The organism is Mesorhizobium sp. B2-5-7 (assembly GCF_006440875.1).
GTDB classification, from domain to species: domain Bacteria; phylum Pseudomonadota; class Alphaproteobacteria; order Rhizobiales; family Rhizobiaceae; genus Mesorhizobium; species Mesorhizobium australicum.
Genome location: NZ_VFUO01000001.1, coordinates 1139347 through 1162573 on the forward strand (window position 1 = coordinate 1139347; position 23227 = coordinate 1162573).

At 62.0% G+C, this 23227-nt stretch carries 29 protein-coding genes; 18 read left to right on the top strand and 11 right to left on the bottom strand.

Annotated elements, in window-relative coordinates; genetic code table 11:
- Positions 1-197 precede the first annotated feature (197 nt).
- Both FJ543_RS05700 and FJ543_RS05705 read left to right on the top strand, forming a co-directional pair.
- Complete coding sequence (locus FJ543_RS05700) at positions 198-746, top strand: alpha/beta hydrolase (RefSeq protein ID WP_140874101.1); 549 nt, start codon at positions 198-200, stop codon at positions 744-746.
- Between the two features lie 172 nt (positions 747-918).
- Entirely contained in the window at positions 919-1794 is an 876-nt protein-coding gene (locus FJ543_RS05705) for an acyltransferase (protein WP_224622074.1), read from the top strand.
- 322 nt (positions 1795-2116) lie between these two features.
- Here the strand turns inward: FJ543_RS05705 and FJ543_RS05710 are convergent, their stop codons facing one another.
- Together FJ543_RS05710 and FJ543_RS05715 are read right to left on the bottom strand one after the other, a co-directional pair.
- Positions 2117-2890 carry an HpcH/HpaI aldolase/citrate lyase family protein gene (locus FJ543_RS05710; protein WP_140823620.1) on the bottom strand — a complete coding sequence of 258 codons (774 nt, stop codon included), beginning with the start codon at positions 2888-2890 and terminating at the stop codon, positions 2117-2119.
- A gap of 110 nt (positions 2891-3000) precedes the next feature.
- Positions 3001-3321, bottom strand: a complete 321-nt coding sequence (locus FJ543_RS05715) for a DUF1476 domain-containing protein (RefSeq protein ID WP_015318134.1) — start codon at positions 3319-3321, stop codon at positions 3001-3003.
- Between the two features lie 274 nt (positions 3322-3595).
- Between FJ543_RS05715 and purC the strand changes: the two genes are divergently transcribed.
- The 7 genes from purC (at position 3596) to FJ543_RS05750 (ending at position 7397) form a co-directional block, all read left to right on the top strand.
- Positions 3596-4390, top strand: a complete 795-nt coding sequence (purC, locus tag FJ543_RS05720; protein WP_013532127.1) for a phosphoribosylaminoimidazolesuccinocarboxamide synthase — start codon at positions 3596-3598, stop codon at positions 4388-4390.
- A 42-nt stretch (positions 4391-4432) separates the two neighbouring features.
- Complete coding sequence (gene purS, locus FJ543_RS05725) at positions 4433-4675, top strand: phosphoribosylformylglycinamidine synthase subunit PurS (RefSeq protein WP_015318135.1); 243 nt, start codon at positions 4433-4435, stop codon at positions 4673-4675.
- Positions 4676-4694: 19 nt separating this feature from the next.
- Complete coding sequence (locus tag FJ543_RS05730) at positions 4695-4949, top strand: hypothetical protein (protein WP_140874103.1); 255 nt, start codon at positions 4695-4697, stop codon at positions 4947-4949.
- On the top strand, positions 4946-5614 hold the full coding sequence (purQ, locus tag FJ543_RS05735; RefSeq protein ID WP_015318137.1) for a phosphoribosylformylglycinamidine synthase subunit PurQ: 669 nt from the start codon (positions 4946-4948) through the stop codon (positions 5612-5614). The genes FJ543_RS05730 and purQ overlap by 4 nt, the downstream gene beginning before the upstream one ends.
- 64 nt (positions 5615-5678) lie before the next feature.
- Positions 5679-6344: a glutathione S-transferase family protein gene (locus tag FJ543_RS05740; RefSeq protein WP_015318138.1), complete on the top strand. Its 666-nt coding sequence runs from the start codon at positions 5679-5681 to the stop codon at positions 6342-6344.
- On the top strand, positions 6341-6748 hold the full coding sequence (locus tag FJ543_RS05745) for a hypothetical protein (protein ID WP_015318139.1): 408 nt from the start codon (positions 6341-6343) through the stop codon (positions 6746-6748). Before FJ543_RS05740 ends, FJ543_RS05745 begins: the two co-directional genes overlap by 4 nt.
- A 7-nt stretch (positions 6749-6755) precedes the next feature.
- Positions 6756-7397 (top strand): Pr6Pr family membrane protein, encoded by a 642-nt coding sequence (locus FJ543_RS05750; RefSeq protein ID WP_140874105.1) that lies wholly within the window; start codon positions 6756-6758, stop codon positions 7395-7397.
- 8 nt (positions 7398-7405) lie between these two features.
- Here the strand turns inward: FJ543_RS05750 and FJ543_RS05755 are convergent, their stop codons facing one another.
- Complete coding sequence (locus FJ543_RS05755; RefSeq protein WP_140717444.1) at positions 7406-7657, bottom strand: DUF1127 domain-containing protein; 252 nt, start codon at positions 7655-7657, stop codon at positions 7406-7408.
- Positions 7658-7749: 92 nt separating this feature from the next.
- On the opposite strand from FJ543_RS05755, the gene FJ543_RS05760 reads away from it, so the two are divergent.
- Positions 7750-9159: a PLP-dependent aminotransferase family protein gene (locus tag FJ543_RS05760; RefSeq protein WP_140874107.1), complete on the top strand. Its 1410-nt coding sequence runs from the start codon at positions 7750-7752 to the stop codon at positions 9157-9159.
- Positions 9160-9234: 75 nt separating this feature from the next.
- Here FJ543_RS05760 and FJ543_RS31390 read toward each other — a convergent pair whose 3' ends face one another.
- Positions 9235-9399 (bottom strand): hypothetical protein, encoded by a 165-nt coding sequence (locus FJ543_RS31390; protein WP_015318143.1) that lies wholly within the window; start codon positions 9397-9399, stop codon positions 9235-9237.
- A 237-nt stretch (positions 9400-9636) separates the two neighbouring features.
- Here FJ543_RS31390 and purL point away from each other — a divergent pair, with 237 nt between their 5' ends.
- The 5 genes from purL (at position 9637) to FJ543_RS05785 (ending at position 14735) form a co-directional block, all read left to right on the top strand.
- Positions 9637-11868, top strand: coding sequence for a phosphoribosylformylglycinamidine synthase subunit PurL (gene purL / locus FJ543_RS05765; RefSeq protein WP_140787535.1), 2232 nt, complete (start codon positions 9637-9639; stop codon positions 11866-11868).
- Between the two features lie 7 nt (positions 11869-11875).
- Positions 11876-12463, top strand: a complete 588-nt coding sequence (locus FJ543_RS05770; RefSeq protein WP_224622075.1) for a hypothetical protein — start codon at positions 11876-11878, stop codon at positions 12461-12463.
- 118 nt (positions 12464-12581) lie between these two features.
- Positions 12582-12815, top strand: a complete 234-nt coding sequence (locus tag FJ543_RS05775; RefSeq protein ID WP_015318146.1) for a BolA family transcriptional regulator — start codon at positions 12582-12584, stop codon at positions 12813-12815.
- 150 nt (positions 12816-12965) lie between these two features.
- Positions 12966-13301 carry a Grx4 family monothiol glutaredoxin gene (grxD, locus tag FJ543_RS05780; RefSeq protein WP_013895877.1) on the top strand — a complete coding sequence of 112 codons (336 nt, stop codon included), beginning with the start codon at positions 12966-12968 and terminating at the stop codon, positions 13299-13301.
- 210 nt (positions 13302-13511) lie between these two features.
- Positions 13512-14735, top strand: coding sequence for a multidrug effflux MFS transporter (locus tag FJ543_RS05785; protein WP_181173934.1), 1224 nt, complete (start codon positions 13512-13514; stop codon positions 14733-14735).
- A 19-nt stretch (positions 14736-14754) separates the two neighbouring features.
- On the opposite strand, the gene FJ543_RS31790 is transcribed toward FJ543_RS05785, so the two are convergent.
- The 4 genes from FJ543_RS31790 to rpsD all read right to left on the bottom strand — a co-directional run bounded on the left by FJ543_RS31790 (position 14755) and on the right by rpsD (position 17693).
- Complete coding sequence (locus tag FJ543_RS31790; protein WP_224582991.1) at positions 14755-14988, bottom strand: hypothetical protein; 234 nt, start codon at positions 14986-14988, stop codon at positions 14755-14757.
- 231 nt (positions 14989-15219) lie between these two features.
- The gene (locus FJ543_RS05795) at positions 15220-16047 is read right to left on the bottom strand and encodes an inositol monophosphatase family protein (RefSeq protein ID WP_140874109.1); all 828 of its coding nucleotides are present in this window, start codon (positions 16045-16047) and stop codon (positions 15220-15222) included.
- On the bottom strand, positions 16037-16924 hold the full coding sequence (gene ttcA, locus FJ543_RS05800) for a tRNA 2-thiocytidine(32) synthetase TtcA (protein WP_140662024.1): 888 nt from the start codon (positions 16922-16924) through the stop codon (positions 16037-16039). Before ttcA ends, FJ543_RS05795 begins: the two co-directional genes overlap by 11 nt.
- 151 nt (positions 16925-17075) lie before the next feature.
- Complete coding sequence (gene rpsD, locus FJ543_RS05805) at positions 17076-17693, bottom strand: 30S ribosomal protein S4 (RefSeq protein WP_023773182.1); 618 nt, start codon at positions 17691-17693, stop codon at positions 17076-17078.
- A 373-nt stretch (positions 17694-18066) separates the two neighbouring features.
- Here rpsD and FJ543_RS05810 point away from each other — a divergent pair, with 373 nt between their 5' ends.
- Positions 18067-18261, top strand: coding sequence for a hypothetical protein (locus FJ543_RS05810; protein WP_140874111.1), 195 nt, complete (start codon positions 18067-18069; stop codon positions 18259-18261).
- Between the two features lie 85 nt (positions 18262-18346).
- Here FJ543_RS05810 and FJ543_RS05815 read toward each other — a convergent pair whose 3' ends face one another.
- Positions 18347-18529: a DUF3008 family protein gene (locus FJ543_RS05815; protein ID WP_015318153.1), complete on the bottom strand. Its 183-nt coding sequence runs from the start codon at positions 18527-18529 to the stop codon at positions 18347-18349.
- 159 nt (positions 18530-18688) lie between these two features.
- On the opposite strand from FJ543_RS05815, the gene FJ543_RS05820 reads away from it, so the two are divergent.
- Entirely contained in the window at positions 18689-20071 is a 1383-nt protein-coding gene (locus FJ543_RS05820) for an RNB domain-containing ribonuclease (RefSeq protein ID WP_140874113.1), read from the top strand.
- On the opposite strand, the gene murI is transcribed toward FJ543_RS05820, so the two are convergent.
- Together murI and FJ543_RS05830 are read right to left on the bottom strand one after the other, a co-directional pair.
- Complete coding sequence (gene murI / locus FJ543_RS05825; RefSeq protein ID WP_140874115.1) at positions 20015-20884, bottom strand: glutamate racemase; 870 nt, start codon at positions 20882-20884, stop codon at positions 20015-20017. The genes FJ543_RS05820 and murI overlap by 57 nt on opposite strands.
- Positions 20877-21794 carry an RNA methyltransferase gene (locus tag FJ543_RS05830; RefSeq protein WP_140617001.1) on the bottom strand — a complete coding sequence of 306 codons (918 nt, stop codon included), beginning with the start codon at positions 21792-21794 and terminating at the stop codon, positions 20877-20879. The genes murI and FJ543_RS05830 overlap by 8 nt, the downstream gene beginning before the upstream one ends.
- Positions 21795-22006: 212 nt before the next feature.
- On the opposite strand from FJ543_RS05830, the gene FJ543_RS05835 reads away from it, so the two are divergent.
- On the top strand, positions 22007-23218 hold the full coding sequence (locus tag FJ543_RS05835) for an NADP-dependent isocitrate dehydrogenase (RefSeq protein WP_140617002.1): 1212 nt from the start codon (positions 22007-22009) through the stop codon (positions 23216-23218).
- Positions 23219-23227: the final 9 nt, after the last annotated feature.

A 23227-nucleotide genomic window follows, 5' to 3' on the forward strand; every position in this document is an offset into this window, starting at 1 on the left:
GGCCAGCGGCGCCGATCATTCTACGTCGTGTCAGCGCCAAAATCCCGGTCCTCCACGGCTGTTTCTCTCCCGACAGAGATCGTCGATCTTCATCGTTCACACAAGACAGCGAAAAGCGAACATGGTGTTCACCGTTACGACCGGAAGCCTGCCCATCAACGGTTGCATGAGGCAATCGCGCTCGCTATCTGAGCGCCATGAAAGTCAAGGACACAGATATTCTGATCATTCCCGGATACACCAATTCGGGGCCTGAGCATTGGCAGACCCGCTGGCAATCGAAACTGTCCACGGCGCGCCGCGTCGAGCAAGCGGAATGGTCGAAGCCGGTGCGCGAGGACTGGACGGCGAGTGTGGCCAAGGCGGTCAACGAGGCCGAGAGACCTGTCGTTCTCGTCGCTCACTCACTTGGAGTGGCCGCGGCCGTACAAGCCATTCCGCAGTTCCGGAAGCCGGTCGCCGGCGCCTTCTTCGTGGCACCGCCGGACGTCGCGAATCCCAAGATCAAGCCAAGACATCTGATGACCTTCGGCCCTTATCCTCGCGAACCGCTGCCGTTTCCCTCCATCGTGATCGCCAGCCGCAACGACCCCTTCTGCCCTTTCGATGTCGCCGAGGACATCGCCGGCGCCTGGGGCTCGCTGTTCATCGATGCCGGAGAAACCGGCCATCTCAGCGAGGATTCAGGCTTTGGCCCCTGGCCCGAGGGATCGATGACCTTCGCCAAGTTTCTGACGGACCTCTGAGGCGCGCCAAAATCAACGCACGATGGCATTCGATCAAACTGCAGGACTCGAATAAATAATAATTTAAGAGGGCCAGCGTTAACTATTCAGAAGCAGTGGAAATTGCTTTCTGGATGATCATCCGTGCTTGAACCGGGCTGCCAATTCTTCGCCTTGAAACAGAGGTCAATGCTTGCGCAAGGACGCTTCACTCGAATTCTTGAGAGGTGCCGCAGCGCTTATCGTTCTCAATTGGCATATCTTGTGTGCTTTTGCGCCGTCCGCGGCGGGCGAAGAGGAGGCTGCGCAATCGCTCAAGACAAGTCTGGCTTTCATCGCTTTCAATGGCGGCTCTGCCGTCTACTTGTTTTTCGTCCTCTCTTCCTATGTGCTTGTGAAGCGTTATTTCCAGTCCCGCGACGCACAAGACCTTCGGCTGGGTGCGATCAAACGTTTGCCTCGTCTGGCTGGACCCGTGCTTGTTGTGGTTCTATCGTCCTGTGTCATCTTCAAGCTCGATCTGTATTTCTTCGAGGATGCAGCGGCGGTCGCTCAATCTGAGTGGCTCGGAAGATTCGGCAATGCTTCAAAGGTACTGTCGCGGGAGACAGCGAGTTTCTCCGACGCATTCCTGCAAGGAGCGTGGCGGACATTCATTTACGGCGACAAATATTACGACAGCAGCCTGTGGACCATGACGATCGAGTTCTGGGGCAGCATGCTGACCTTCGCCCTCGCCCCGATCGTCTTTTTCTTCCAAGGCCGCTGGGCGCTATTGTCCTGGCTTTGCATAGCAACAGGCGTATTCTTGGCGGTGCAAGTCAGCTTCTTTTTTTGTGCCTTTCCGGCCAGCCTCCTACTCTATCCGCTTCTCGCCATGGGATTTCGCCCGAATCGATGGGTGAGAGGGGCCATGGCGATTATTTCGCTGGTGCTGCTGGGTTATGCAGGAGATGCTGTCGGAATATACCGGCCCTTCGCCGTGCTCGATATTGCAGCTTCCGATATCGGTTTGCGGCAAGCTTGCGTGGCCATCCCGGCAAGCATCATGCTGGTTACGCCGTGCTGAGCATGGATGACCCACCGTCATGGCTCTCCGGCAAGGCCGCACGTTTCCTGGGCGACCTGTCTTTCCCGCTCTACCTCGTGCATGTACCCGTTATCTGCTCGTTGGGATCATGGGCGCTGTTGGCAAGCGACTCCGCCGCACTCGGCGCTGCCGCCGCGATATCTGGGTCGATCCTCGCGGCATTGCCGCTGATGGCTTTCAACAACTGGTGGGTCCAGGCGCTCGGCGCTTTGTTCGACAGGATCAGACCCGGCGGATCGGCCGCCACGGCGCTCGCGGTGCAAAGGCCTGAGCAACACGCTGGCGACAGCAGTCCGCTGGTTCAGGATCCGATCGAGTCCCGCATGTCCTTGAGCAAGGTCCTTGCTCCCAATGAAATCAGCGCGTGCTCGGAACCCGTGGCGAGCAGGCGATAGCCCATCGACACGACGCGGCCGGCGATAGCCGGTTCGACGACATAGATCGCCGCATGCTTGCCGGCCTTGCGGGTGCGCTCGGCAACCGAAGCCACCGTCTCCATCATGCTTTCCAGCGTCGAATTGACCGTGGTGCCGTTGGTCCAGGCGATCGAGAAGTCGGACGGCCCGAGGAAAATGCCGTCGATGCCCGGCGTGTCGAGGATACCGTCAAGCGCATCGAGCGCGGCGCGCGTCTCGACCATGGCAAAAGCCATGGTGCGCTGATTGGTGTCGCGCAGCCATTCGGCATAGTCGCCCTTGCCATGGCGGGGAAAGGCATAGGTCGGACCCCACGAGCGCTCGCCGAGCGGGGGATATTTCATGGCCGCGGCGAACAGCTTTGCATCGGCCACCGAGTTGACCATCGGCGCAATGACCGCCTCGGCGCCGAAATCGAGAGCGCGGCTGGCCATGTCGAAACGGCCAACGGGAATGCGCACCAGCGCCGGCTTGCCCACGGCCAGCACGGGTGCCAGGCCGCGCAGGACGCTGTCCTCGTGATGGCCGCCATGCTGCATGTCGAGTGTCACGGCATCGAAGTCCTGCCTGGCGAGGATCTCCACGGTCAAGGCGTCCGGCACGCCCGACCAGGCGGTTACCAGCGTTTCATCTGCGGCAAGACGGGACTTCAGGGACATCTAATCTCTTTCCTCGTTAACGTCGGCAGTTTCAGCCGGAAACCGCCGCAAAGGCAAAGAAAAACCGCCCGGATCGGCCGGGCGGTGGATTGGGCCAGAAAGCGGCCGGATCAGGTGTTCTTGATCTGCTCGATCGCCTGCGCCATCATTTCGTCCATGGTGCGGCGGATCTGGTGATCGGACTGCTCGACGCCGGCGGCATCGAAATCCTTGCGGATCTTGCGGAACACGTCGTGGTCGCCGGCTTCCTCGATGTCGGAAACAACGACTTCCTTGGCGTAGGCGTCGGCATCGGCGCCGGACTTTCCGAGCTTTTCGGCTGCCCACAGACCAAGCGCCTTGTTGCGCCGCGCCGAAGCCTTGAACCGAAGCTCCTCGTCGAATGCGAATTTGCGCTCGAAGCCCTCTTCGCGGTCTTTCATGCTGCTCATGGCGTCCCTCCGGTCAAATCCGATTCGTTGGCAATGGATATGTGTGTTGCCGAAGCACAAACCAAAAGGTCGCGGGCCGGTCAATATGCTTCGTCATATGCTGCGCTGCGGCATTTCAGTCCCGAAAGCGGTTGATTGAAAGGATTTGCCGATTGAGCAAACGGTGTGATTGGGATAGACCCGGCATTGAACGTCACCGTCGCCGCATTAATTCAGGCGGACGGACAGGAAGTGGTCGCTTGCCGCCTGTCCGCAAATCCAGAGAAAAATTCAAATGAAAAATCGCCGCCGCATTTATGAAGGCAAGGCCAAGATCCTCTATGAGGGACCCGAGCCGGGCACGCTGATCCAGTTCTTCAAGGACGACGCAACCGCGTTCAACAAGAAGAAGCACGAGGTCATCGACGGCAAGGGTGTACTCAACAACCGCATTTCCGAATACATCTTCAATCATTTGAACCGCATGGGCATCCCGACCCACTTCATCCGCCGGCTCAACATGCGCGAGCAGCTGATCAAGGAAGTCGAGATCATCCCGCTCGAGGTGGTGGTGCGCAATGTCGCCGCCGGTTCGCTGTCCAAGCGCCTCGGCATCGAGGAAGGCACCGTCCTGCCGCGCTCGATCATCGAATTCTATTACAAGGCCGACGCGCTCGACGATCCGATGGTTTCGGAAGAGCACATCACGGCGTTCGGCTGGGCAAGCCCGCAGGAGATCGACGACGTCATGGCGCTGGCCATCCGCGTCAACGATTTCCTCTCCGGCCTGTTCATGGGGGTCGGCATCCAGCTCGTCGACTTCAAGATCGAGTGCGGTCGCCTGTTCGAGGGCGACATGATGCGCATCGTCGTGGCCGACGAGATTTCGCCGGACTCCTGCCGCCTGTGGGACGTGGCGACGCAGGACAAGCTCGATAAGGACCGTTTCCGCCGCGACATGGGCGGCCTCGTCGAGGCCTATCAGGAAGTCGCCCGCCGCCTCGGCATCATGAACGAGAACGAGCCGCCGCGTCCTACCGGTCCGGTGCTTGTCGCCTCGACCGATGGCCTCAAAGGCAAGCCGCACTGACAGCGGCTTGCCCCCAACGTTCAGAACAGGAGCATGTCCAGCGTGATCAAGGCCCGCATTACCGTCACCCTCAAGAATGGTGTGCTCGACCCGCAAGGCAAGGCGATCGAACACGCGCTGTCGGGGCTGGGCTTCGATGGCGTCGGCCAAGTGCGGCAGGGCAAGGTGTTCGACGTCGAGCTTTCGGAAAGCGACAAGGGCAAGGCCGAGGCCGATCTCAAGGCCATGTGCGACAAGCTGCTGGCGAACACTGTAATTGAGAATTATAGTGTGACGCTTACCTGAAGTTGTGCCGGAGGGACTGATGGCCGAGAGCGATGGAAGCTTGATATTTGAAGGCCTCAAGTCCATTCAATCACGGTTGGACAGGATGGATTTGACGCTCGGAGAGGTAAAATCCGAGCTTGGCTCCATCCGCGGTCATCTGATAGCCACCGAGAGTGACGTGATGAACATCTATGGCGTGCTCGCTCGCCGGGATGATTGGCTACAACATATCGAGCGCCGTCTCGACCCGCGCGAACTTGCCGAAGCACAAAGGCCTTACGAACCAAAATGAAATCAGCCGTCGTCCTTCTCCCTGGCCTCAACCGCGACCGCGACATGATCGCGGCGCTGACCAAGATTTCCGGACAGGCGCCGGCAACCGTCTGGCAGACCGACACTGAAATCCCCGATGTCGACCTGATCGCCATCCCAGGCGGCTTTTCCTTCGGCGATTATCTGCGCTGCGGCGCGATCGCGGCACGCATGCCGGTCATGCGGGCGGTCGCCGAAAAGGCGGCCAAGGGCGTCATGGTCATCGGCGTTTGCAACGGTTTCCAGATCCTCGTCGAGGCCGGTCTGCTGCCAGGTGCGCTGATGCGCAACACCTCGCTGAAATTCGTCTGCCGGCAGGTCAAGCTCGAGATCGCCAACGCCAACACCATGTTCACGCGTCGCTACCAGCCGGGCCAGATCATCCGCTCGCCGGTGGCGCATCACGACGGGAATTACTTTGCCGACGCCGACACACTTGCCCGTCTCGAGGGCGAAGGCCAGGTGGTGTTCCGCTATGCCGAAGGCACCAACCCGAACGGCTCGATCAACGACATTGCCGGCATCGTCAACGAACAAGGCAATGTGCTCGGCCTGATGCCGCATCCCGAGAATCTGATAGAAGCAGCGCATGGCGGCAATGACGGCAGAGCGCTGTTCGAAGGCGCCTTGGGCATTGCCGCTTGAAGTTTGCAACCGCAACCTTAAGAATTGCGGCAATTCAAGATCATAGCGTGAGGGAGAGACGGTCATGAAACTCTATTCGCGGCCGTTGTCGCCCTACTCTTCGATCGTGCGGGCGCTGGCCTATATCAAGGACGTGCCGATCAAGATCATCGCGCCGCCGCCCGGTTTTCCGATCCCCGAGGCGTTTCGCGCCATCTCGCCGATGAACCGGATTCCGGTTCTGATCACCGGCTCGGGCGAAACGATCGTCGAATCGGTGGTGATCGCCGAATATCTCGAGGAACGGTTTCCCGAACCGGCTCTGTTGCCGCCCGATTCGAAGGACCGCGCGCTGGTGCGCATGTTTGCCCGCATCGTCGATCTCGACGTACTCACACCGACGATGAAGCTTTTCGAACTGCATTTCGTGCCGAAGCGCGACACTGCCGAGATCGACGCCCAATTCGCCCGTCTGCACCATGGGCTGGCCGCCATCGAGGCACGCATGGCGCAAGGCCCCTTCGCGCTCGGCAGCGACATCAGTTTCGCCGATGCCTGGCTGACGCCGACGCGGTTCATCTTCAACAATTTCCGCGCCATGACCGGCCGCCACGACCTGCTCGACGCCTATCCCAGATTCGATGCCTATGAGCAGATCGCTTCGCAGCATCCGGCATTGTCCAGGGTGTGGGGCGAGATGACCGATGGCCTGAAGATCTCTCTGTCCGAACTCGAAATGGGTGCCGCTTGATCAAGAACAGGACGATCGCCCTGATCGCCGTGTCAGGCTTTGCCTTGGCATCTTGCCAATCGAGCCCCAAGAGCACGCCCGTGCCGTCGGGCAAGAGCGCCGCGCTGCTCTCCATGGAACAGGTGGCGATATCGGCCCACAAATGCTGGATCGCCAGCAAGGATCCGGCCTTCAGGCAGTATCAGATGGCCAATGAACTGAACTCGTTCAGCGGCACGCCGCGCTTCCTTCTGGTGCCGGCCAAGCACTATGGCGGCAAACCGTTGCTGGTCGTGCAGGCACAGGGCAATTCAAGCCGTGTCGACGTCTTCGGACCGTTGATGAACGACCCGCTTGGCGCACGCATCAGCTCCGATGTCGCGCGCTGGCAAGCGGGCAATCCGGCCTGCGCAGCCACCGCCTGAGCCAGCCATGGGCCGGTTCCTGCAGATCGCGGGATTGGTTGTTGGCCTGATAGCGCTCGCTTTGCAGTTCTCGATCACCATTCCGGCTTCGATGGTAGCGGGCCGCGGCCTGCTCGGCTCGATCGTGTTCTATTTCAGCTTCTTCACCATCCTGACCAACATTGGCGCCGTGCTGGTCCACGCCTCGCTGTTGTCATCCAGCTTCTATGCGTGGCTGCCGGCCTTTGCCGGACCACGGATGCGCGCGGGCGTCGCGGCTTCGATCACCCTGGTGTTCATCGTCTATGCCACGGTTCTGGCGCGGCTCTGGCAGCCGCAAGGCCTGTTCCTGCTCTGCGACATCCTGCTGCACTACATGGCGCCGGTGCTGTTCGTGCTGTGGTGGCTGATATCGGGCGCCGATGGCAGGACGCGATGGAGCGACATCTCCTGGTGGGTGCTCTATCCCATCGCCTATCTGGCCTATGCGCTGGCGCGCGCGCCGCTGGCGGGCGAAGTGCCCTATCCCTTCCTCGATGTCGCCAGGAACGGCGTTGAGAGCGTCGCCGTGGCCGCGCTCGCCATAACCACACTTTTCCTGGTGATATGCGTCGTCGCCGTTTTCGTCGACCACGCTATCGGGCGCCTCGGGAGCAAAGGCACCCGGTAGACGGGCCGCTATTCCCAGAGCGGCTTGATGCCTTCGCGGTGAGCGTCGCAGCGTGAGATGCCGATGTCCTTGAGTTGATCGTCGGTCATCTCCAGCAGCGCCAGTCGGCCGCGCCGGCGCTCCAGCAGGCGGTCGATCCATTTCGCCAGCGAACTGACCACATGCACAATTCGGCCGGCGAAGCCGCGCTGCCCGGACGGGCGAGCAGGCTGACCGAGCAATTGGGTTGCCGAGTGGCGGAATGTTCCGATTGTATTCATTTTCTTTCTGCCAAATGTCAATTGCACCCTTGGTTGGTGCACTGCCGATATGTATTGACTCCCAGAACGGTGCAATATAGAAAATTGTCACCATGACAAATTGGGTTCCAGATCTCACCGGCTCAGGCCCGCTGTATCAGCGTCTCGCGGATTCCATCGAGGCGGATATCGACCGAGGAGTGATCGGCGCGGGGGCAAAACTGCCGCCACAGCGCGACCTTGCCTACGACATCGGTGCCACGGTCGGCACCGTCGGGCGGGCCTATCAATTGCTGCGCGAGCGCGGTCTCGTCAGCGGCGAAGTCGGACGCGGGACCTATGTGCTTAGCCAGAACATCGGGGTTACGAAGCCGGAGGCGCCCGACACCAGCGTGGAGGGCACGCGCTATGTCGATGCCCCCAAGGGCAAGTTGCGGTTCGACAGCACGGCAGCCCCTGATATCGGCCAGGGCGCCGTTGTAGCCGACGTCCTGTCGCGCACCGCACAGGACCATCCGCATGAGATCTCAAGTTACACGCGCGACTTCCCGGATCGCTGGTACGAAGCCGGCGCCCGTTGGCTGTCCCGGAATGCCTTCCGGCCAACGATCGATACAATTGTGCCTACCCTCGGTACCCACGCCGCGGTGATGGCCGCGATCGCGGCCCTGACCACGCCCGGCGACTATGTCGCCTTCGAGCACCTCACCTACTCCCAGATTTCCCGCAGCGCCGGTCTGATCGGCCGGCGCACCGCGCTGGTTGCATCGGACGATGAAGGCCTCGATCCGGCGGATTTCGAACGCGTCTGCGCGCAAAAGCACCCCAAGATGATCTTCCTGATACCGACGGCGCAGAATCCGACCTTGGTGACCTTGTCATCGGCTCGACGCGAGGCGATCGCGCGTATCGCCCGTGATTACAACGTCATCCTGATCGAGGATGACCTCTACGGCCATTTGACCGACGACCCGACACCGCTGCTTGCCGAATTCGCGCCCGAGCGCACCATCATCGCCGGCGGCCTGTCGAAGTCGGTCGCCGCCGGACTGCGCGGCGGCTGGCTCTCCTGCCCGCCCGCCTATCGCCATCGCATCCGGGTCGCCCACAAGATGATGACCGGCGGCATGCCATTCCTGCTGGCGGAGGTGAATGCCCGGCTGGTGCTTTCCGGCCAGGCCAGCGAAATCCGCAAGCGCAGCATCGCGGAGATCAGCGCCCGCATGTTCATAGTGCGCGAAAGTTTGGCGGGCTTCTCATTCAGATCGCACGACAAGGTGCCGTTCGTCTGGCTCACCCTGCCCGATCCTTGGCTTTCCGGCACGTTCAAGAATGCCTGCCTGGAGCATGGCGTGCTGATCGACGATGAGGATGAATTCAAGGCGGGGCGCTCGGAGCGGGTTTTCTATGGGGTGCGCTTCGGTGTTTCGCAGCCGAGCGGGCGCGAGGATGTTGCCGGCGGCGTCGCGGTGATCAGGCGGCTGCTGGACGAGGGCCGCGCGGGCTACGACAGTTTTTCCTGAACCGTTCGCGGCCACCCGCCCTGCTGCCTCGACACGTCGACTTGCGACACTGGACTTGTCAGAACCAGACCCGGATCAACCTTCGGCCTTGAAGTTCTTGGCTTCCTTCTCGGCTTTTTCCTTGCCGTGCTTCTCAGCCAATTCCTTGGCCTGCCGCGGCGAAACGTCGGTGGTCTCCGCGATATGGAGAGCTTCCTTGTCCGAGAGGCGATTGTCGTTCTTGCCTTGCTTGGTAGCCATGATTCTGTCTCCTCGGTGATATGGACCTAACGACCGGGGCATCGGAGCGTTCCCCATTTTGGTTTTGCGGGGACTTGAAAGCTGGGTGGACGCCTTTCGCTGCTCACCAAAAGGCCTGCCGCGATCTATCGCCCTGTTGCTTTCTGCCTTTTTCCTCAGCCGACGGGTGTATCGACCGCAAGGCTTGCGATAAGAGGAGACTCAAAATCCCTGCTCCATGGACATAAATCGCCGCCCATGACCACTTCCAATTCCGTCCCGATCACATCAGACCTCATCGCCTCGCATGGGCTGAAGCCCGATGAGTATCAGCGCATATTGGACCTGGTCGGTCGCGAGCCGAGCTTCACCGAACTCGGCATCTTCTCGGCGATGTGGAACGAGCACTGCTCCTACAAATCCTCGAAGAAATGGCTGCGCACCTTGCCGACCACCGGCCCGCAAGTCATCCAGGGCCCGGGCGAGAATGCCGGCGTGGTCGACATCGGTGACGGCGACTGCGTCGTCTTCAAGATGGAAAGCCACAACCATCCCTCCTTCATCGAGCCCTACCAGGGTGCGGCGACGGGCGTCGGCGGCATCTTGCGCGACGTCTTCACCATGGGCGCGCGGCCGATCGCGGCGATGAACGCGCTGCGCTTCGGCGCGCCCGACCATCCCAAGACCAGGCATCTGGTCGCGGGCGTGGTTTCCGGCGTCGGCGGCTACGGCAATGCCTTCGGCGTGCCGACGGTCGGCGGCGAGGTCAATTTCGACGCCCGCTACAACGGCAACATCCTGGTCAATGCCTTTGCCGCGGGCCTTGCCAAGACCGATGCCATCTTCCTGTCCGAGGCAAAGGGCGTCGGCCTGCCGGTCGTCTATCTGGGCGCCAAGACCGGCCGCGACGGCGTCGGCGGCGCCACCATGGCCTCGGCCGAATTCGACGACAAGATCGACGAGAAGCGCCCGACCGTGCAGGTCGGCGATCCCTTCACCGAAAAATGCCTGCTGGAGGCCTCTCTCGAACTGATGGCTTCGGGCGCCGTGATCGCCATCCAGGACATGGGTGCTGCCGGCCTCACCTGTTCGGCGGTCGAAATGGGCGCCAAGGGCGACCTCGGCATCGAACTCGACCTCGACAAGGTGCCGGTGCGCGAGGAGCGCATGAGCGCCTACGAGATGATGCTGTCGGAAAGCCAGGAGCGCATGCTGATGGTGCTGCGCCCTGAAAAAGAGAAGGAGGCCGAGGCGATCTTTCACAAATGGGGCCTCGACTTCGCCATCGTCGGCAAGACCACCGACGATCTGCGCTTCCGCGTGCGGCACCAGGGGAACGAGGTCGCCAACCTGCCGATCAAGGATCTAGGTGACAAGGCTCCCGAATACGATCGCCCTTGGGTCGAGCCGAAGAAGCCGGCGCCGCTTGCCGCCAACGATATCCCGCAGGCCGACCTCGCCGATGCGCTGCTGAAGCTGCTTGGCGGACCGGACCTGTCTTCGCGCCGCTGGGTGTGGGAACAGTACGACACACTGATCCAGGGCAATTCGCTGCAGCTTCCGGGCGGCGACGCCGGCGTGGTGCGGGTCGAGGGCCATCCAACCAAGGCGCTGGCCTTCTCCTCCGATGTGACGCCGCGCTATTGCGAAGCCGACCCCTACGAGGGCGGCAAGCAGGCGGTGGCCGAATGCTGGCGCAACCTGACCGCCACCGGCGCGCTGCCGCTCGCCGCCACAGACAATCTCAATTTCGGCAATCCCGAACGGCCTGAGATCATGGGCCAGTTGGTGGGCGCGGTGAAAGGCATCGGCGACGCCTGCCGGGCGCTTGGTTTCCCGATCGTGTCGGGCAATGTCTCGCTCTACAACGAGACCAACGGCCAGGGCATCCTGCCGACACCGACCATCGGCGGCGTCGGCCTGATATCAGACTGGTCGAAGATGGCGCGGATCGGTTTCGCCGCGGAAGGCCAGATGATCCTGCTGGTCGGCGCACCGGCTTCCTGGGGAACGCATCTTGGCCAGTCCGTCTATTTCAGGGATATCCACGGCCGCAGCGACGGCCCGCCGCCGCCGGTCGACCTCGAACACGAGAAGCGCGTCGGCGACCACGTACGCTCGTTGATCGCTGCCGGCATCGTCACGGCCGCGCATGACGTCTCAGATGGCGGCATTGCGGTGGCGCTGGCCGAAATGGCGATGGCGTCGGGCATCGGCGCGACCGTTCCCGGGCTTGTCGGTACCGATCCGATCCCGGTCTGGTTCGGTGAAGACCAGGGCCGCTATCTCCTGACGTTGTCGATCGATCCGCATGGCGATGAATGGGACGCCATCCGCAAGCAGCAGGGCGAACTCGGCATTTTCGCGCCGTGGATCGGCTCGACCGGCGGCGCCGCGTTGAAGCTCGGCGATGCCAGGGCAATCCCGGTCAGCGACTTGACCGCCGCCCATGAAGGCTGGTTCCCGCGCTTCATGGATCAGGCCAGTTGACCAGGGCATGATCCTGAAAGGTGGAAACCGGTTTTCTCGGACAAAGGGAAAACCGTTTTGTCCAGAGATCCTGCTCAATCATAAGAAACTGGCCGTCCGGGCGCTGCTTGCAGTGGTCTTCTGGCCGTCGCTGTTCTTCTTCTGGTGTCTCGGGCCGTTCGTCTTCTTCCTGCTCTCGACGACATCGAGCGAGGTTTGTCCCAGGCTGGAAACGCGCGGAGAATTCCTCGCCGCGGCCAACGGCACGCTTCCGATGCTTGTCCTGCAGAACCTCATCTATGCGGTTCCGATCGTCTGCCTGCTGCTTTGGAACCGGCTTCTGCCGGACCAGGCGCGGACGAGACACGTCGTCACCTGCATCAAGCTTTTCGCCGTCTCGGCCGTTTTGGGGCCCCTGTGGGAGTACGGCTCTTCGCTTATCTGCGATGGTTACGGCCAGCCGTTCTTCTCGCCTGCCTGGCGAATGACCAGCTATCTGCCGATCGCCAACATGGCGGTCAACCTCCCGCTCTACGTGCTGGTCTTCAGCCTTGGCCGCGCCTTCTCGATGCGCGAGGATGAGCCGGCGCAGGGGCCGGATGAAACCATCGCCTGAACACCAACAGAACGGACACCGGACAGAACCGCTTCAATCCGGATTGGAAAGGCTTTAGGCTTGCCCGACTCTCATCAGGCTGCCGCGCCGCCGCCCTTCCGAAACAGGAATTTCCACAATGGCAATGGACGCCCACGACATCGAAAAACTGATCAAGGACGGCATACCGGATGCCCGTGTGACGATTCGCGACCTCGCCGGTGACGGCGACCACTACGCCGCTGAGGTCGTGGCCGAGAGCTTTCGCGGAAAAAGCCGGGTCCAGCAGCATCAGATGGTCTATGACGCGCTGAAGGGCAATATGGGCGGCGTGCTGCACGCGCTGGCGCTGCAGACCAGCGTTCCCGACTGAGGCATTCCACCCGACACGCTTGGCCCAAAGCCGCCCATTCTTTGCGCCATTCGGGTGATGGCATGGCTAAAGTCTTGTTTCGGGCAACCTATGGGTTTATTTGAGGGACATGTTTCGAGCCTGACTCCCACAGGCGTGAAAGGATATTCCATGAGCGGCATCAACGACTACATCGACAATGAAGTGAAGGGCAACGACGTCGTCCTTTTCATGAAGGGCACGCCCGGCTTCCCGCAATGCGGATTTTCCGGCCAGGTCGTCCAGATCCTCGATTATATCGGCGCCGACTACAAAGGCGTGAACGTTCTGGACTCCGCCGAGCTGCGCCAGGGCATCAAGGACTATTCCAACTGGCCGACGATCCCGCAGCTCTACGTCAAGGGCGAATTCGTCGGCGGCTGCGATATCATCCGCGAAATGTTCCAGGCCGGCGAATTGCAGACCTTCCTGGTCGAGAAGGGCGTGAGCGTCAAAGGCGCCGCCTGACTTCCGTTTTGGGCGTGTCGGTATCGACATGCCCAAGCCACCGGGGCGGCCCCACCTCGGCAATTTTACAAGCCCGGATCCCGGGACCAGGACGAGCCAAATGCGCCGGCCCGCCGGCGCGTTTTCGTTTGAGAGATCGGACTTGCCGTGGACCAGCAGAAATCAGCGCCGCAAGGGGCAAGCACCGTGTCCCGGGCAAGCCAATTGCCGATTCCGCGCTGGGAGTTCATCGCGCTCTGCGCGGCACTGATGGCGCTCAATTCGCTGGCCATCGACATCATGCTGCCGGCGCTGCAGCAGATCGGTGCCTCGCTGGGGGTCGAGAACGAAAATCATCGGCAATATGTGGTCACCGCCTACATACTGGGTTTCGGCGGCGGCCAACTGTTCTTCGGGCCGATCTCGGACCGGTTCGGGCGCCGCTCGCCGCTCGTCGGCGGCCTGATCATCTATGTGGCGGCGGCCGCCGCGGCCGCCATCGCGCCGAGCTTTGAAACGCTCTTGATATGCCGCGCCGTGCAAGGTCTTGGCGCGGCTGCCACGCGCGTCATAGCGGTTTCGATCGTGCGTGATACATTCGACGGCCGGCGTATGGCCGAAGTCATGTCGCTGATCTTCATGGTGTTCATGGCAATACCGGTCGTGGCTCCAGGCATCGGTCAGTTCATCATGCTGTTCGCGACCTGGCATTGGATATTCGTCACCATGGCCGTCGGAGCTATGATCGTCTCGGCGTGGTCGCTGCTGCGCCTGCCCGAGACGCTGCATCCCGAATATCGCCGGCCACTGACGGTTTCATCCATCCTCGGCGGCTTTCGCATCGTGCTCACCAATCGCATCGCGCTCTGCTATGCCTTCGCCAGCACCTTCATCTTCGGCGCCATGTTCGGCTTCATCGCCTCGGCGCAGCAGATCTACGTCAACATCTTCGACGTCGGCGAGATGTTTCCCGTCATCTTCGCCGGTGTCGCGGGTGTACTCGCCTTCTCCAACTATCTGAACTCGCGCCTCGTCGGCCGCGTCGGCATGCGCCGCCTGTCGCAAAGCGCGCTGTTGCTGTTTCTGGTGATCAGCCTGGCTTGGCTGGTGGTTTCACTGGAAACGAAGATGCCGCTCTGGCTGTTCATCACCTTCTTTGCCAGTGCCATGCTGCCGTTTGGCTGTCTTGGAGCCAATTTCAATGCGTTGGCCATGGAGCCGCTTGGCCAGCTGGCCGGCACGGCGTCGTCCATCCTGGGTTTCATGCAGACTTTTCTCGGCGGCATTCTCGGCACGCTGATCGGCCAGGCCTTCAACGGCACGGTGACGCCGCTAGCCGCCGGTTTCTGCAGCGTCTCGGTGGCCGCGCTGCTGATGATCCTGTTTGCGGAACGCGGCAAGATGTTCCAGCCGCAGAACGCCCCCGTTTCAGGCCACGTCACCGACCTGCATTGATTGTCGTTTGCTGGTGGCGTCAGGATGCGCGTTCAAGCGCCGCCGTGAAGCGAGGAGAGAGCATCCGCCCCGCGATCGCTCCGCCCATGCCATTTGAAAAGGGCAATGGAAGAGCGTCGTCGAGCGCCTTGAGAATGGACGCCACGAAGGCTCGGCTGAGCCGCGGATCGACCCCCAGATCGGAATAGGTGGCGCGAGGCGTCCCGATCAGCGTCCCGTTGCGACGAAGCGAGAACTGGATGGTCAAGGACATGCCCGCGGTTCCGGGTGGCGGCTTCCAGCAGGCATAGATAGCGTCCGACATCTCCTTGATGGTGTCGATAGGATCGGGACTGTGACAGGGGCGTTCTTGCGCGATTGCCGCGTTCGCAAACGGCACCACGGCAAGAGCCGCCGCAAAAATTGCGAACCGAGGTTTCATCCGAGAGCCTCCGCCAAAACGCCCGACTCGATCATACAACGGTTCGAGCCACAGGAATTGGTCCTATTCCGCCCACAGCTCGCGGCGCAGTTCCTGCCAGCTGTCCTGGTCCGGCGCGACAAGCAGGCCGCCATCGACATGCGAAGGCAGATAGGCGCTGCCGTCGATCCGAGCGGCATGGCCGCCGGCCTCCTGATGGATCAGCACGCCGGGCAGATGATCCCAGGGCATCAGCTTGTTGTAGACGACAAAATGCGCATGCCCGCTCGCCAGCAGGCGATATTCGTGAGCAGCGCAGCGATAGGCGAACTGCGACAGTGCCTTGGTCTGGTTGCGCGCCAAGCGTGAGCGCTCCGGTTCGTCGAGATATTGCCAGGACACCGCGCCGGTCATCTGCGAGATCGGCACTGGCGCCGCCACATGCACTTTCTCCAGGCTGCCATGGGCATGCCTGATATGACTGCCGGCACCCCTGGCGGCGATGAGCCAGTCCTTGCCCACCGGATCATGAATGATGCCCGCGACCGTCTCCCCCCTGACCACGACCGCCAGCATGACGCCGAACAGCGGCACGCCGGACGCGAAATTGAAGGTGCCGTCCACCGGATCGACGGTGAACGCCAGTTCGGCACCGCCCAAGCCGTCGAGCAGCGCCGGATTTTCGGAGCAGGCCTCCTCGCCCACCACCATGGCAGAGGGATAGCGCTCGCGCAGCCTGGCGGCGATCAGCCGCTCGGCGTTGACATCGGCCTCCGTCACCAGGTCGGCGGCGGAAGTCTTCTGCCTGACGTCGCCCTCGCCCAGTCGGCGAAAGCGCGGCATGATTTCGGCTTGGGCTGCCTCGGCCAGAATGCCGGCCAGCCAGTCGATCGCGGTGTCGTCAAATGTCATCGGAAATGTCTTGCCTGATCGCGAGGGTTTCATTGAGGGCGGCGAAATCGAACAGCTTTCGGTCGAGCAAATGCGACGGCCTGGTGTTGGACAAAGCGCGAATCATGGTGTCCTTGCGGCCGGGCATGCGCTTTTCGATGTCCTCGAGCATCGCTTTCATCGCGTTGCGCTGCAGCCCTTCCTGGCTGCCGCAGAGATCGCAAGGGATGATCGGGAACCGCATCGCGGCAGCGAATTTCTCCAGATCGATTTCGGCACAGTAGCTCAGCGGCCGCAACACCATCACATCGCCTTCGTCGTTGAGCAGTTTCGGCGGCATGGCGGCAAGCCGCCCGCCGTGGAACAGGTTCATGAAGAAGGTTTCGAGGATGTCCTCGCGATGATGGCCGAGGACCAGGGCCGAGCAGCCTTCCTCGCGCGCGATCCTGTAGAGATGGCCGCGCCGCAGCCGCGAGCAGAGCGAGCAATAGGTGCTGCCTTCAGGGAGCTTGTCGGTCACGACCGAATAGGTGTCCCGGTATTCGATACGGTGCGCTATGCCGTTGGTGTCGAGATAGTCGGGCAGGATATGTTTGGGGAAATTCGGCTGGCCCTGGTCGAGATTGCAGGCCAGCAACTCGACTGGCAGCATCCCGCGCCATTTGAGATCAAGCAACATGGCCAGCAGACCGTAGGAATCCTTGCCGCCCGACAGCGCGACCAGCCAGCGCTCGCCCGGCTTCACCATCGAAAAATCCTCGATCGCCTGGCGGGTCAGCCGCAGCAGTCGCTTGCGCAGCTTGTTGAACTCGACCGACGACGGCACATCGGCGAACAGCGGGTGAGAGCCGCCTTCGGCGGCCGGTTCGAGTGTTTCGATGTCTGGCTGCATGTTCATGGCGCGACGGCCCCGGATGTGACTTCCGCCCGGCTTAGCGCATTGTCTGGAAAATCGAAATTGATTTTAGCGACACACCCGCAATGCGGTGCCCGAAACAAAAAGGCCGCCTCGAGGGCGGCCTTTCCGGTATCGCAAAAAAAGCGTTCGCTTAGCGCGAGTAGAATTCGACGACCAGGTTCGGTTCCATCTGCACGGCGAACGGAACGTCCGCCAGGCCCGGGATGCGCGAGAAGGTCGCGACCATCTTGTTGTGATCGGCTTCGATGTAGTCCGGCACGTCGCGCTCGGCGAGGCCGACCGATTCCAGGACGATGACCAGCTGCTTCGACTTTTCGCGCACTTCGACGACATCGCCCGGCTTGCAGCGATACGAGCCGATGTTGACGCGCTTGCCGTTGACGTTGACGTGGCCGTGGTTGACGAACTGACGAGCGGCGAAAATGGTCGGCACGAACTTGGAGCGGTAGACAACCGCGTCGAGACGCGATTCGAGCAGGCCGATCAGGTTCTCCGAGGTGTCGCCCTTGCGGCGATCGGCCTCTTCATAGACCTTGCGGAACTGCTTTTCCGACACGTCGCCGTAGTGGCCCTTCAGCTTCTGCTTGGCACGGAGCTGCAGGCCGAAGTCGGAAAGCTTGCCCTTGCGGCGCTGGCCATGCTGGCCGGGGCCGTATTCACGCTTGTTGACCGGGGACTTGGGGCGGCCCCAGATATTTTCGCCGAGACGGCGGTCGATCTTGTATTTCGCGGATTCGCGCTTGCTCATCGCATTCCCTTTCAAAGATAATACACCCGGCACCTCATGGTCCGGGTGAAGGAAACGCGCCCTCCTCTGGCCTCCGTTTTCGAGACCTGACAGGGTTTTCCCACGCAATGCGGCGGAAAACCCACGGGACACGTCAGTTCAAACAAGATCGGAAACGATTGTCGTGACAGATCTTGCGTATGCAAAACAAACACCGGACATCGCTGCCCGGCGTTGGCGGCTGGTTAAACCGAGATTTAACCGGTGTCAAGCTTGTGAGTGGCGCGGCGCAACGCAACCGTATAGCGTCCAAGGCGTTGATGCGATGCCGATGTGGCGGGAGGTTTGCGCCAGCGGCACCAGGAAGGGACTGGAGCTAGAGGAGCTTAATTGCATGAAGAAGTTTTTCCTTACCCTGGCAGGGGCCGCGGTGCTTGCCGGGTCGATGGCGGTGGCCCCTGAGCCGGCCATGGCGCGTCATTGGCACGGCCACAAGCAGGTCTGCCGCATCGTCGTGAAGAAGCGAGTGGTGTGGCGGCATGGCCATCGCAGGGTGATCGTCGAGAGAATACGGCGCTGCCGCTGGTAAGGCTGTTCAACGCCACAATTCCTGGGCCAGCGAACGTCGCTGGCCCTTTTTCATTCCAAGGTAGTCTGGCTCGAGCGCTCAATCCTTAGGATTTTTTCTCCGGCAATCCCTTGCGCTTCGTCTCGGCGAATTCCTCGAGCTGCTTTTCATTCATCGATTCATACATGCCCTTGGAGGCGCCCTTGAGTTCGCTTTTCTTGGTCTCGCCGCGTTTGGCGGAGAGTGCGGCGCCGGCGGCTTTCTGCTGGGCTTTAGAAGTGGCTGGCATGGCGGGTCTCCTTTGCTGTCAGGAGAAACGCCACGCTTCGGCGCCGGTTCCAGCGCCAGTGGCGCTGCTCCCCGTCCGCCTGGTGCCAACCCTTGGCCGCGCTCGGCGATTTTCGTCGGCAGCCTTCTCGTGTCCGGAACCCCAGTGTAGGACGGCTGAATGAAATCCCTGACCGATCCCTCACAGGTTCTCTCCGCGGGACTGGCGAAAATCCGCGCCGAATTCCACGTGCCGGACGGATTTCCGGCCGATGTGCTTGCCGCGGCGGAGGCGGCGGCCAAACGTGTGCCCAACCAGCATGCCGATCGAACTGAAATGCCGTTCGTCACGCTCGATCCGGCTGCTTCCACCGATCTCGATCAGGCGTTCTCGATCGAGGCGAGCGGTGGCGATCTTCTGCTGCATTACGCCATCGCCGACGTGGCCTGGTTCGTCGAGGACGGCGACGCGATCGATCGCGAAGCCTGGACGCGGGGCGAGACGCTTTACTTGCCGGACGGCAAGGCCGGGCTCTATCCGCCGGTAATTGCCGAGGGTGGGGCGAGCCTGTTGCCGGATGGACCCCGTCCAGCTGCTATCTTCACGGTTCGGGTTGCGCAGGACGGCGCGACGAAGTTGGACGGCGCGGAGCGGGCAATCATTCAAAGCCGCGCGAAGCTCGCCTATGACAGCGTGAAGGCCTCCGATGTCCCGGCCGGCTTCGCCGAAATGGCGCGGCGCATGGCGGCGAATGAGCGGCGCCGTGGGGCTTCCCGCGTCGACCCACCCGAGCAGGAGGTGGAAAGGCTTGCCGACGGCACATTCCGGCTTTCGTTCAGGCCGCTTCTGCAATCCGAGCAGGACAACGCCGCGCTTTCGCTGGCCGCCAACATGGCGATCGCCGATGCCATGCTTGCGCATCATACCGGCCTTTTTCGGGTGATGTCGGGGCCGGATGCCTTCAAGGTTCAAAGGCTGCGCAACGCGGCACAGGCTCTCGGACTGTCCTGGCCGGCCTCGACCAGCTTGCGGGACTATCAGCGAACCCTCGATCCGACCGATCCGCATCAGGCGGCGCTGATGCTGGAAATCCGCCATGCAAGCCCCGGCGCATCCTATCAACCGTATCAGGACGGCGTTGTCCCATGGCATGAGGCGATGGCCGCGACCTATGCCCATGCAACCGCCCCACTGAGGCGCCTTGCCGATCGTTATGTCGTGCGCTGCGCGCTGGCTATCGCCAACGGCCAGCCCGTGCCCCAGGCTGTTACCGACGCGTTTGCCAGGTTGCCGAAGGCGATGGGACGCGCGGATAGCCGCGCTTCCCAGATCAACCACGCGGCCATCGACCTTGCCGAGGCGGTAATGCTGGAGGGGCGCGAGGGCGAGACGTTCAAAGCCGTCGTCACCGACTTCGTCGACCATGGCGTGCGCATTCAGCTTGCCGACATGGCTGTCGTTGCCACCGTGAAGGCCTCGGGGCTCAGACAGGGCGATGGTCTGGCGCTAAGGCTGGTCCTGGCCGACCCGGATCAACGCAGCATCGTCTTCGAACCTGTTTGAGTGGCGGGCGGCTTTGCCGCTGTCCAAGTGAACGGTCAGCCCGAACCCCTGCATCAGGCGGCTGACGGCGAAGTCCGCCTTGCCCGAGGTGAAAACCGCGATATCAGGCTCGGCTTGCGGCAGCGCCCCATTGATCGGCGGCAGCAGCGAAAGGGCGCGCCGTGCGATCGCCTCGGCCGGATCGATCCAGTCGACCGGCCAGGGAGCGGTCTTGCGCATGCGATTGACCAGAAAGGGATAGTGCGTGCAGGCCAGCACGACGATGTCGGTGCGCATGCCGTCGCGCTCGATGAAGCATGGCTCGATCTCGGCGCGCACGGCCTCCTCGTCGACGAAGCCCTGGCGCATATAGGCTTCGGACAGGCCAGCCAGCCTGTCGCTGCCGACCAGGCGGACATGGCATTTCTGCGCCCATTTGCTGATCAGGTCGCGCGTGTACTGGCGCTTCACCGTGCCCGGCGTCGCCAGCACCGAGACCAGCCCGGAGCGCGTGCGCTCGGCCGCCGGCTTAACCGCCGGCACCGTGCCGACGAAGGGATGGCCGGGAAATCTTTCGCGCAGCGCGTCGATCACCAGTGTCGAGGCGGTGTTGCAGGCGATAACCGAGATGGCCGGCGCGAAGCGGTCGAGCAGTTTGGCGAATAATCCTAGTATATGCTCTCTTAGGGCCGGCTCCTCCCAGGCGCCAAAAGGAAAAGCGGCATCGTCGGCGACATAGATAAAGCGCCGGTCGGGCATCAGGACGCGTGCCTCGCGCAACACGGTCAGACCGCCGACGCCGGAATCGAACATCAGGATCGGCTGGTCAGTCATTGTCGGTTCCCTTGCCGCCGAGCAGTGGCGTGTCCGTGTCGTCGCCGCTAGCGTCCGGCGCCCGACCAGTCGCCTCCGCCTTGCGGGCGCGCGCCGCCGCCGCGGGCAAACGCCTCGGGTCATCGCCAGGTGACCCATCGCCGCGCGGCATCGCCGGCGAGAACCGGTCAAGCGAAGAGATGATGCCGCGCAGCACCTTGAGCTCCGGCTCGGCAAAGCCTGCCCGCGTCAGCACGGCCCGGAGGTTGTCGACCATTTTCGGCTTCTTCGGCGCCGGCCTGAAATAGCCGCGCGCCTCGAGCGCGCCTTCGAGATAGGTGAACAGGCCGTGCAATTCTTCCTTGCTTGCAGGCTTCATCTCCGGCCCCGAAAAATTGGTCCTGGTCTCGTCCTCGAGGCCCGACTTCATCCACTCGTAGGACATCAGCAAGGCCGCCTGGGCGATGTTGAGCGAGGAGAAATCAGGATCGACCGGGAAAGTGACGATCTCGTCGGCGAGGCCGACCTCGTCATTGTAGAGGCCGAAGCGCTCGCGACCGAACAGGATACCGGTGCGTTGCCCCATTGCGTGACGGGCGCGCAGCATCCTGCCCGCCTCCACCGGTCCACGCACGGACTTGAAACCGTCGCGCTGCCTTGCGGTGGTGGCGAAGACGAAGTTCAGGTCGGCAAGTGCCGAGGCCAGATCGTCGAAAACCTTGACGGCATCGATGACGTGGTCGGCACGGCTGGCGGCGGCACGCGCCTTCTCGCTCGGCCAGCCATCGCGCGGATTGACCAGGCGCAGCTCCGACAGTCCGAAATTGGCCATCGCGCGGGCGACCATGCCGATATTCTCGCCGAGTTGCGGCTCGACAAGGATGATCGCCGGGCCGGCTGCGGTGTTATCGGGATCTTTGGTAATGGGCATGATTGTCAATGAACTGCTGTTTGCGGCATTTCAGCGTCCCCTGCCATATTCGGCCGCGAAAATGAAGCATTCGCAAATGACGGCGCCGTGGGCTCACATTCGTGACCGATCGCCGTTTGCGTGGCCAAAAGCGCTTTGATATACGGGCGGCATCCCCGGCCGACGCCACGCGGGCAAGGCCGTCCCATTCCCAGCAACGAGGCATTCTTTCCATGGCGAAGATCAAGGTGGCGAACCCGGTCGTCGAACTCGACGGCGACGAGATGACCCGCATCATCTGGCAGTTCATCAAGGACAAGCTGATCCACCCTTATCTCGACCTCAAGCTCGAATATTACGACCTGGGCATCGAGCATCGCGACGCCACCAACGACCAGGTGACCATCGATTCGGCCAACGCCATCAAGAAATACGGTGTTGGCGTGAAATGCGCGACCATCACCCCCGACGAGCAGCGCGTCGAGGAATTCAAGCTGAAGAAGATGTGGAAATCGCCGAACGGCACCATCCGCAACATTTTGGGCGGCACCATCTTTCGCGAGCCGATCATCATGAAGAACGTGCCGCGCCTGGTGCCCGGCTGGACCAAGCCGATCATCGTCGGTCGCCACGCCTTCGGCGACCAGTATCGCGCCACCGATTTCCGCTTTCCCGGCAAGGGCAAGCTGACGATCAAGTTCGTCGGCGAGGACGGCCAAGTCATCGAGCACGACGTGTTCGACGCGCCCGGCGCCGGTGTCGCCATGGCCATGTACAATCTCGACGAGTCCATCCGCGAATTCGCCCGGGCGTCGCTGAACTACGGCCTGCTGCGCAACTATCCGGTCTACCTGTCGACCAAGAACACCATCCTCAAGGCCTATGACGGCCGCTTCAAGGATATTTTCCAGGAAGTCTACGAGGCTGAATTCGAGGCCGAGTTCAAGTCGAAGAAGCTTTGGTACGAGCACCGCCTGATCGACGACATGGTGGCCTCGAGCCTGAAATGGTCGGGCGGCTATGTCTGGGCCTGCAAGAACTATGACGGCGACGTCCAGTCCGACACGGTGGCGCAAGGGTTCGGTTCGCTCGGCCTGATGACCTCGGTGCTGATGACGCCGGATGGCAAGACCGTCGAAGCGGAAGCCGCGCACGGCACCGTCACCCGCCACTATCGCCAGCATCAGAAGGGCGAGGAAACCTCGACCAATTCGATCGCGTCGATCTTCGCCTGGACGCGAGGCCTCGCGCACCGCGCCAAGCTCGACGACAACGCCGAACTGAAGCGTTTTTCCGAGACGCTGGAAAAGGTCTGCATCCAGACTGTCGAGAGCGGCTTCATGACCAAGGACCTGTCGCTCTTGATCGGCCCCGACCAGCCCTGGCTCTCGACCACCGGCTTCCTCGACAAGATCGACGAGAATTTGCAGAAGGCAATGGCGTAACCGCCTCGC

What these genes read in the sequence shown, in the direction of transcription:
- purL (WP_140787535.1), top strand. Translation starts at nt 9,637, where the DNA reads ATGACCACTTCCAATTCCGTCCCGATCACATCAGACCTCATCGCCTCG.
- grxD (WP_013895877.1), top strand. Translation starts at nt 12,966, where the DNA reads ATGAGCGGCATCAACGACTACATCGACAATGAAGTGAAGGGCAACGAC.
- ttcA (WP_140662024.1), bottom strand. Translation starts at nt 16,924, where the DNA reads ATGAACATGCAGCCAGACATCGAAACACTCGAACCGGCCGCCGAAGGC.
- FJ543_RS05710 (WP_140823620.1), bottom strand. Translation starts at nt 2,890, where the DNA reads ATGTCCCTGAAGTCCCGTCTTGCCGCAGATGAAACGCTGGTAACCGCC.
- FJ543_RS05810 (WP_140874111.1), top strand. Translation starts at nt 18,067, where the DNA reads ATGAAGAAGTTTTTCCTTACCCTGGCAGGGGCCGCGGTGCTTGCCGGG.
- FJ543_RS05775 (WP_015318146.1), top strand. Translation starts at nt 12,582, where the DNA reads ATGGCAATGGACGCCCACGACATCGAAAAACTGATCAAGGACGGCATA.
- FJ543_RS05740 (WP_015318138.1), top strand. Translation starts at nt 5,679, where the DNA reads ATGAAACTCTATTCGCGGCCGTTGTCGCCCTACTCTTCGATCGTGCGG.
- FJ543_RS31390 (WP_015318143.1), bottom strand. Translation starts at nt 9,399, where the DNA reads ATGGCTACCAAGCAAGGCAAGAACGACAATCGCCTCTCGGACAAGGAA.
- FJ543_RS31790 (WP_224582991.1), bottom strand. Translation starts at nt 14,988, where the DNA reads ATGTCCTTGACCATCCAGTTCTCGCTTCGTCGCAACGGGACGCTGATC.
- FJ543_RS05700 (WP_140874101.1), top strand. Translation starts at nt 198, where the DNA reads ATGAAAGTCAAGGACACAGATATTCTGATCATTCCCGGATACACCAAT.
- FJ543_RS05820 (WP_140874113.1), top strand. Translation starts at nt 18,689, where the DNA reads ATGAAATCCCTGACCGATCCCTCACAGGTTCTCTCCGCGGGACTGGCG.
- FJ543_RS05770 (WP_224622075.1), top strand. Translation starts at nt 11,876, where the DNA reads ATGATCCTGAAAGGTGGAAACCGGTTTTCTCGGACAAAGGGAAAACCG.
- FJ543_RS05715 (WP_015318134.1), bottom strand. Translation starts at nt 3,321, where the DNA reads ATGAGCAGCATGAAAGACCGCGAAGAGGGCTTCGAGCGCAAATTCGCA.
- FJ543_RS05815 (WP_015318153.1), bottom strand. Translation starts at nt 18,529, where the DNA reads ATGCCAGCCACTTCTAAAGCCCAGCAGAAAGCCGCCGGCGCCGCACTC.
- rpsD (WP_023773182.1), bottom strand. Translation starts at nt 17,693, where the DNA reads ATGAGCAAGCGCGAATCCGCGAAATACAAGATCGACCGCCGTCTCGGC.
- FJ543_RS05730 (WP_140874103.1), top strand. Translation starts at nt 4,695, where the DNA reads ATGGCCGAGAGCGATGGAAGCTTGATATTTGAAGGCCTCAAGTCCATT.
- FJ543_RS05795 (WP_140874109.1), bottom strand. Translation starts at nt 16,047, where the DNA reads ATGACATTTGACGACACCGCGATCGACTGGCTGGCCGGCATTCTGGCC.
- FJ543_RS05750 (WP_140874105.1), top strand. Translation starts at nt 6,756, where the DNA reads ATGGGCCGGTTCCTGCAGATCGCGGGATTGGTTGTTGGCCTGATAGCG.
- FJ543_RS05830 (WP_140617001.1), bottom strand. Translation starts at nt 21,794, where the DNA reads ATGCCCATTACCAAAGATCCCGATAACACCGCAGCCGGCCCGGCGATC.
- FJ543_RS05760 (WP_140874107.1), top strand. Translation starts at nt 7,750, where the DNA reads ATGACAAATTGGGTTCCAGATCTCACCGGCTCAGGCCCGCTGTATCAG.
- FJ543_RS05835 (WP_140617002.1), top strand. Translation starts at nt 22,007, where the DNA reads ATGGCGAAGATCAAGGTGGCGAACCCGGTCGTCGAACTCGACGGCGAC.
- purQ (WP_015318137.1), top strand. Translation starts at nt 4,946, where the DNA reads ATGAAATCAGCCGTCGTCCTTCTCCCTGGCCTCAACCGCGACCGCGAC.
- FJ543_RS05755 (WP_140717444.1), bottom strand. Translation starts at nt 7,657, where the DNA reads ATGAATACAATCGGAACATTCCGCCACTCGGCAACCCAATTGCTCGGT.
- murI (WP_140874115.1), bottom strand. Translation starts at nt 20,884, where the DNA reads ATGACTGACCAGCCGATCCTGATGTTCGATTCCGGCGTCGGCGGTCTG.
- purC (WP_013532127.1), top strand. Translation starts at nt 3,596, where the DNA reads ATGAAAAATCGCCGCCGCATTTATGAAGGCAAGGCCAAGATCCTCTAT.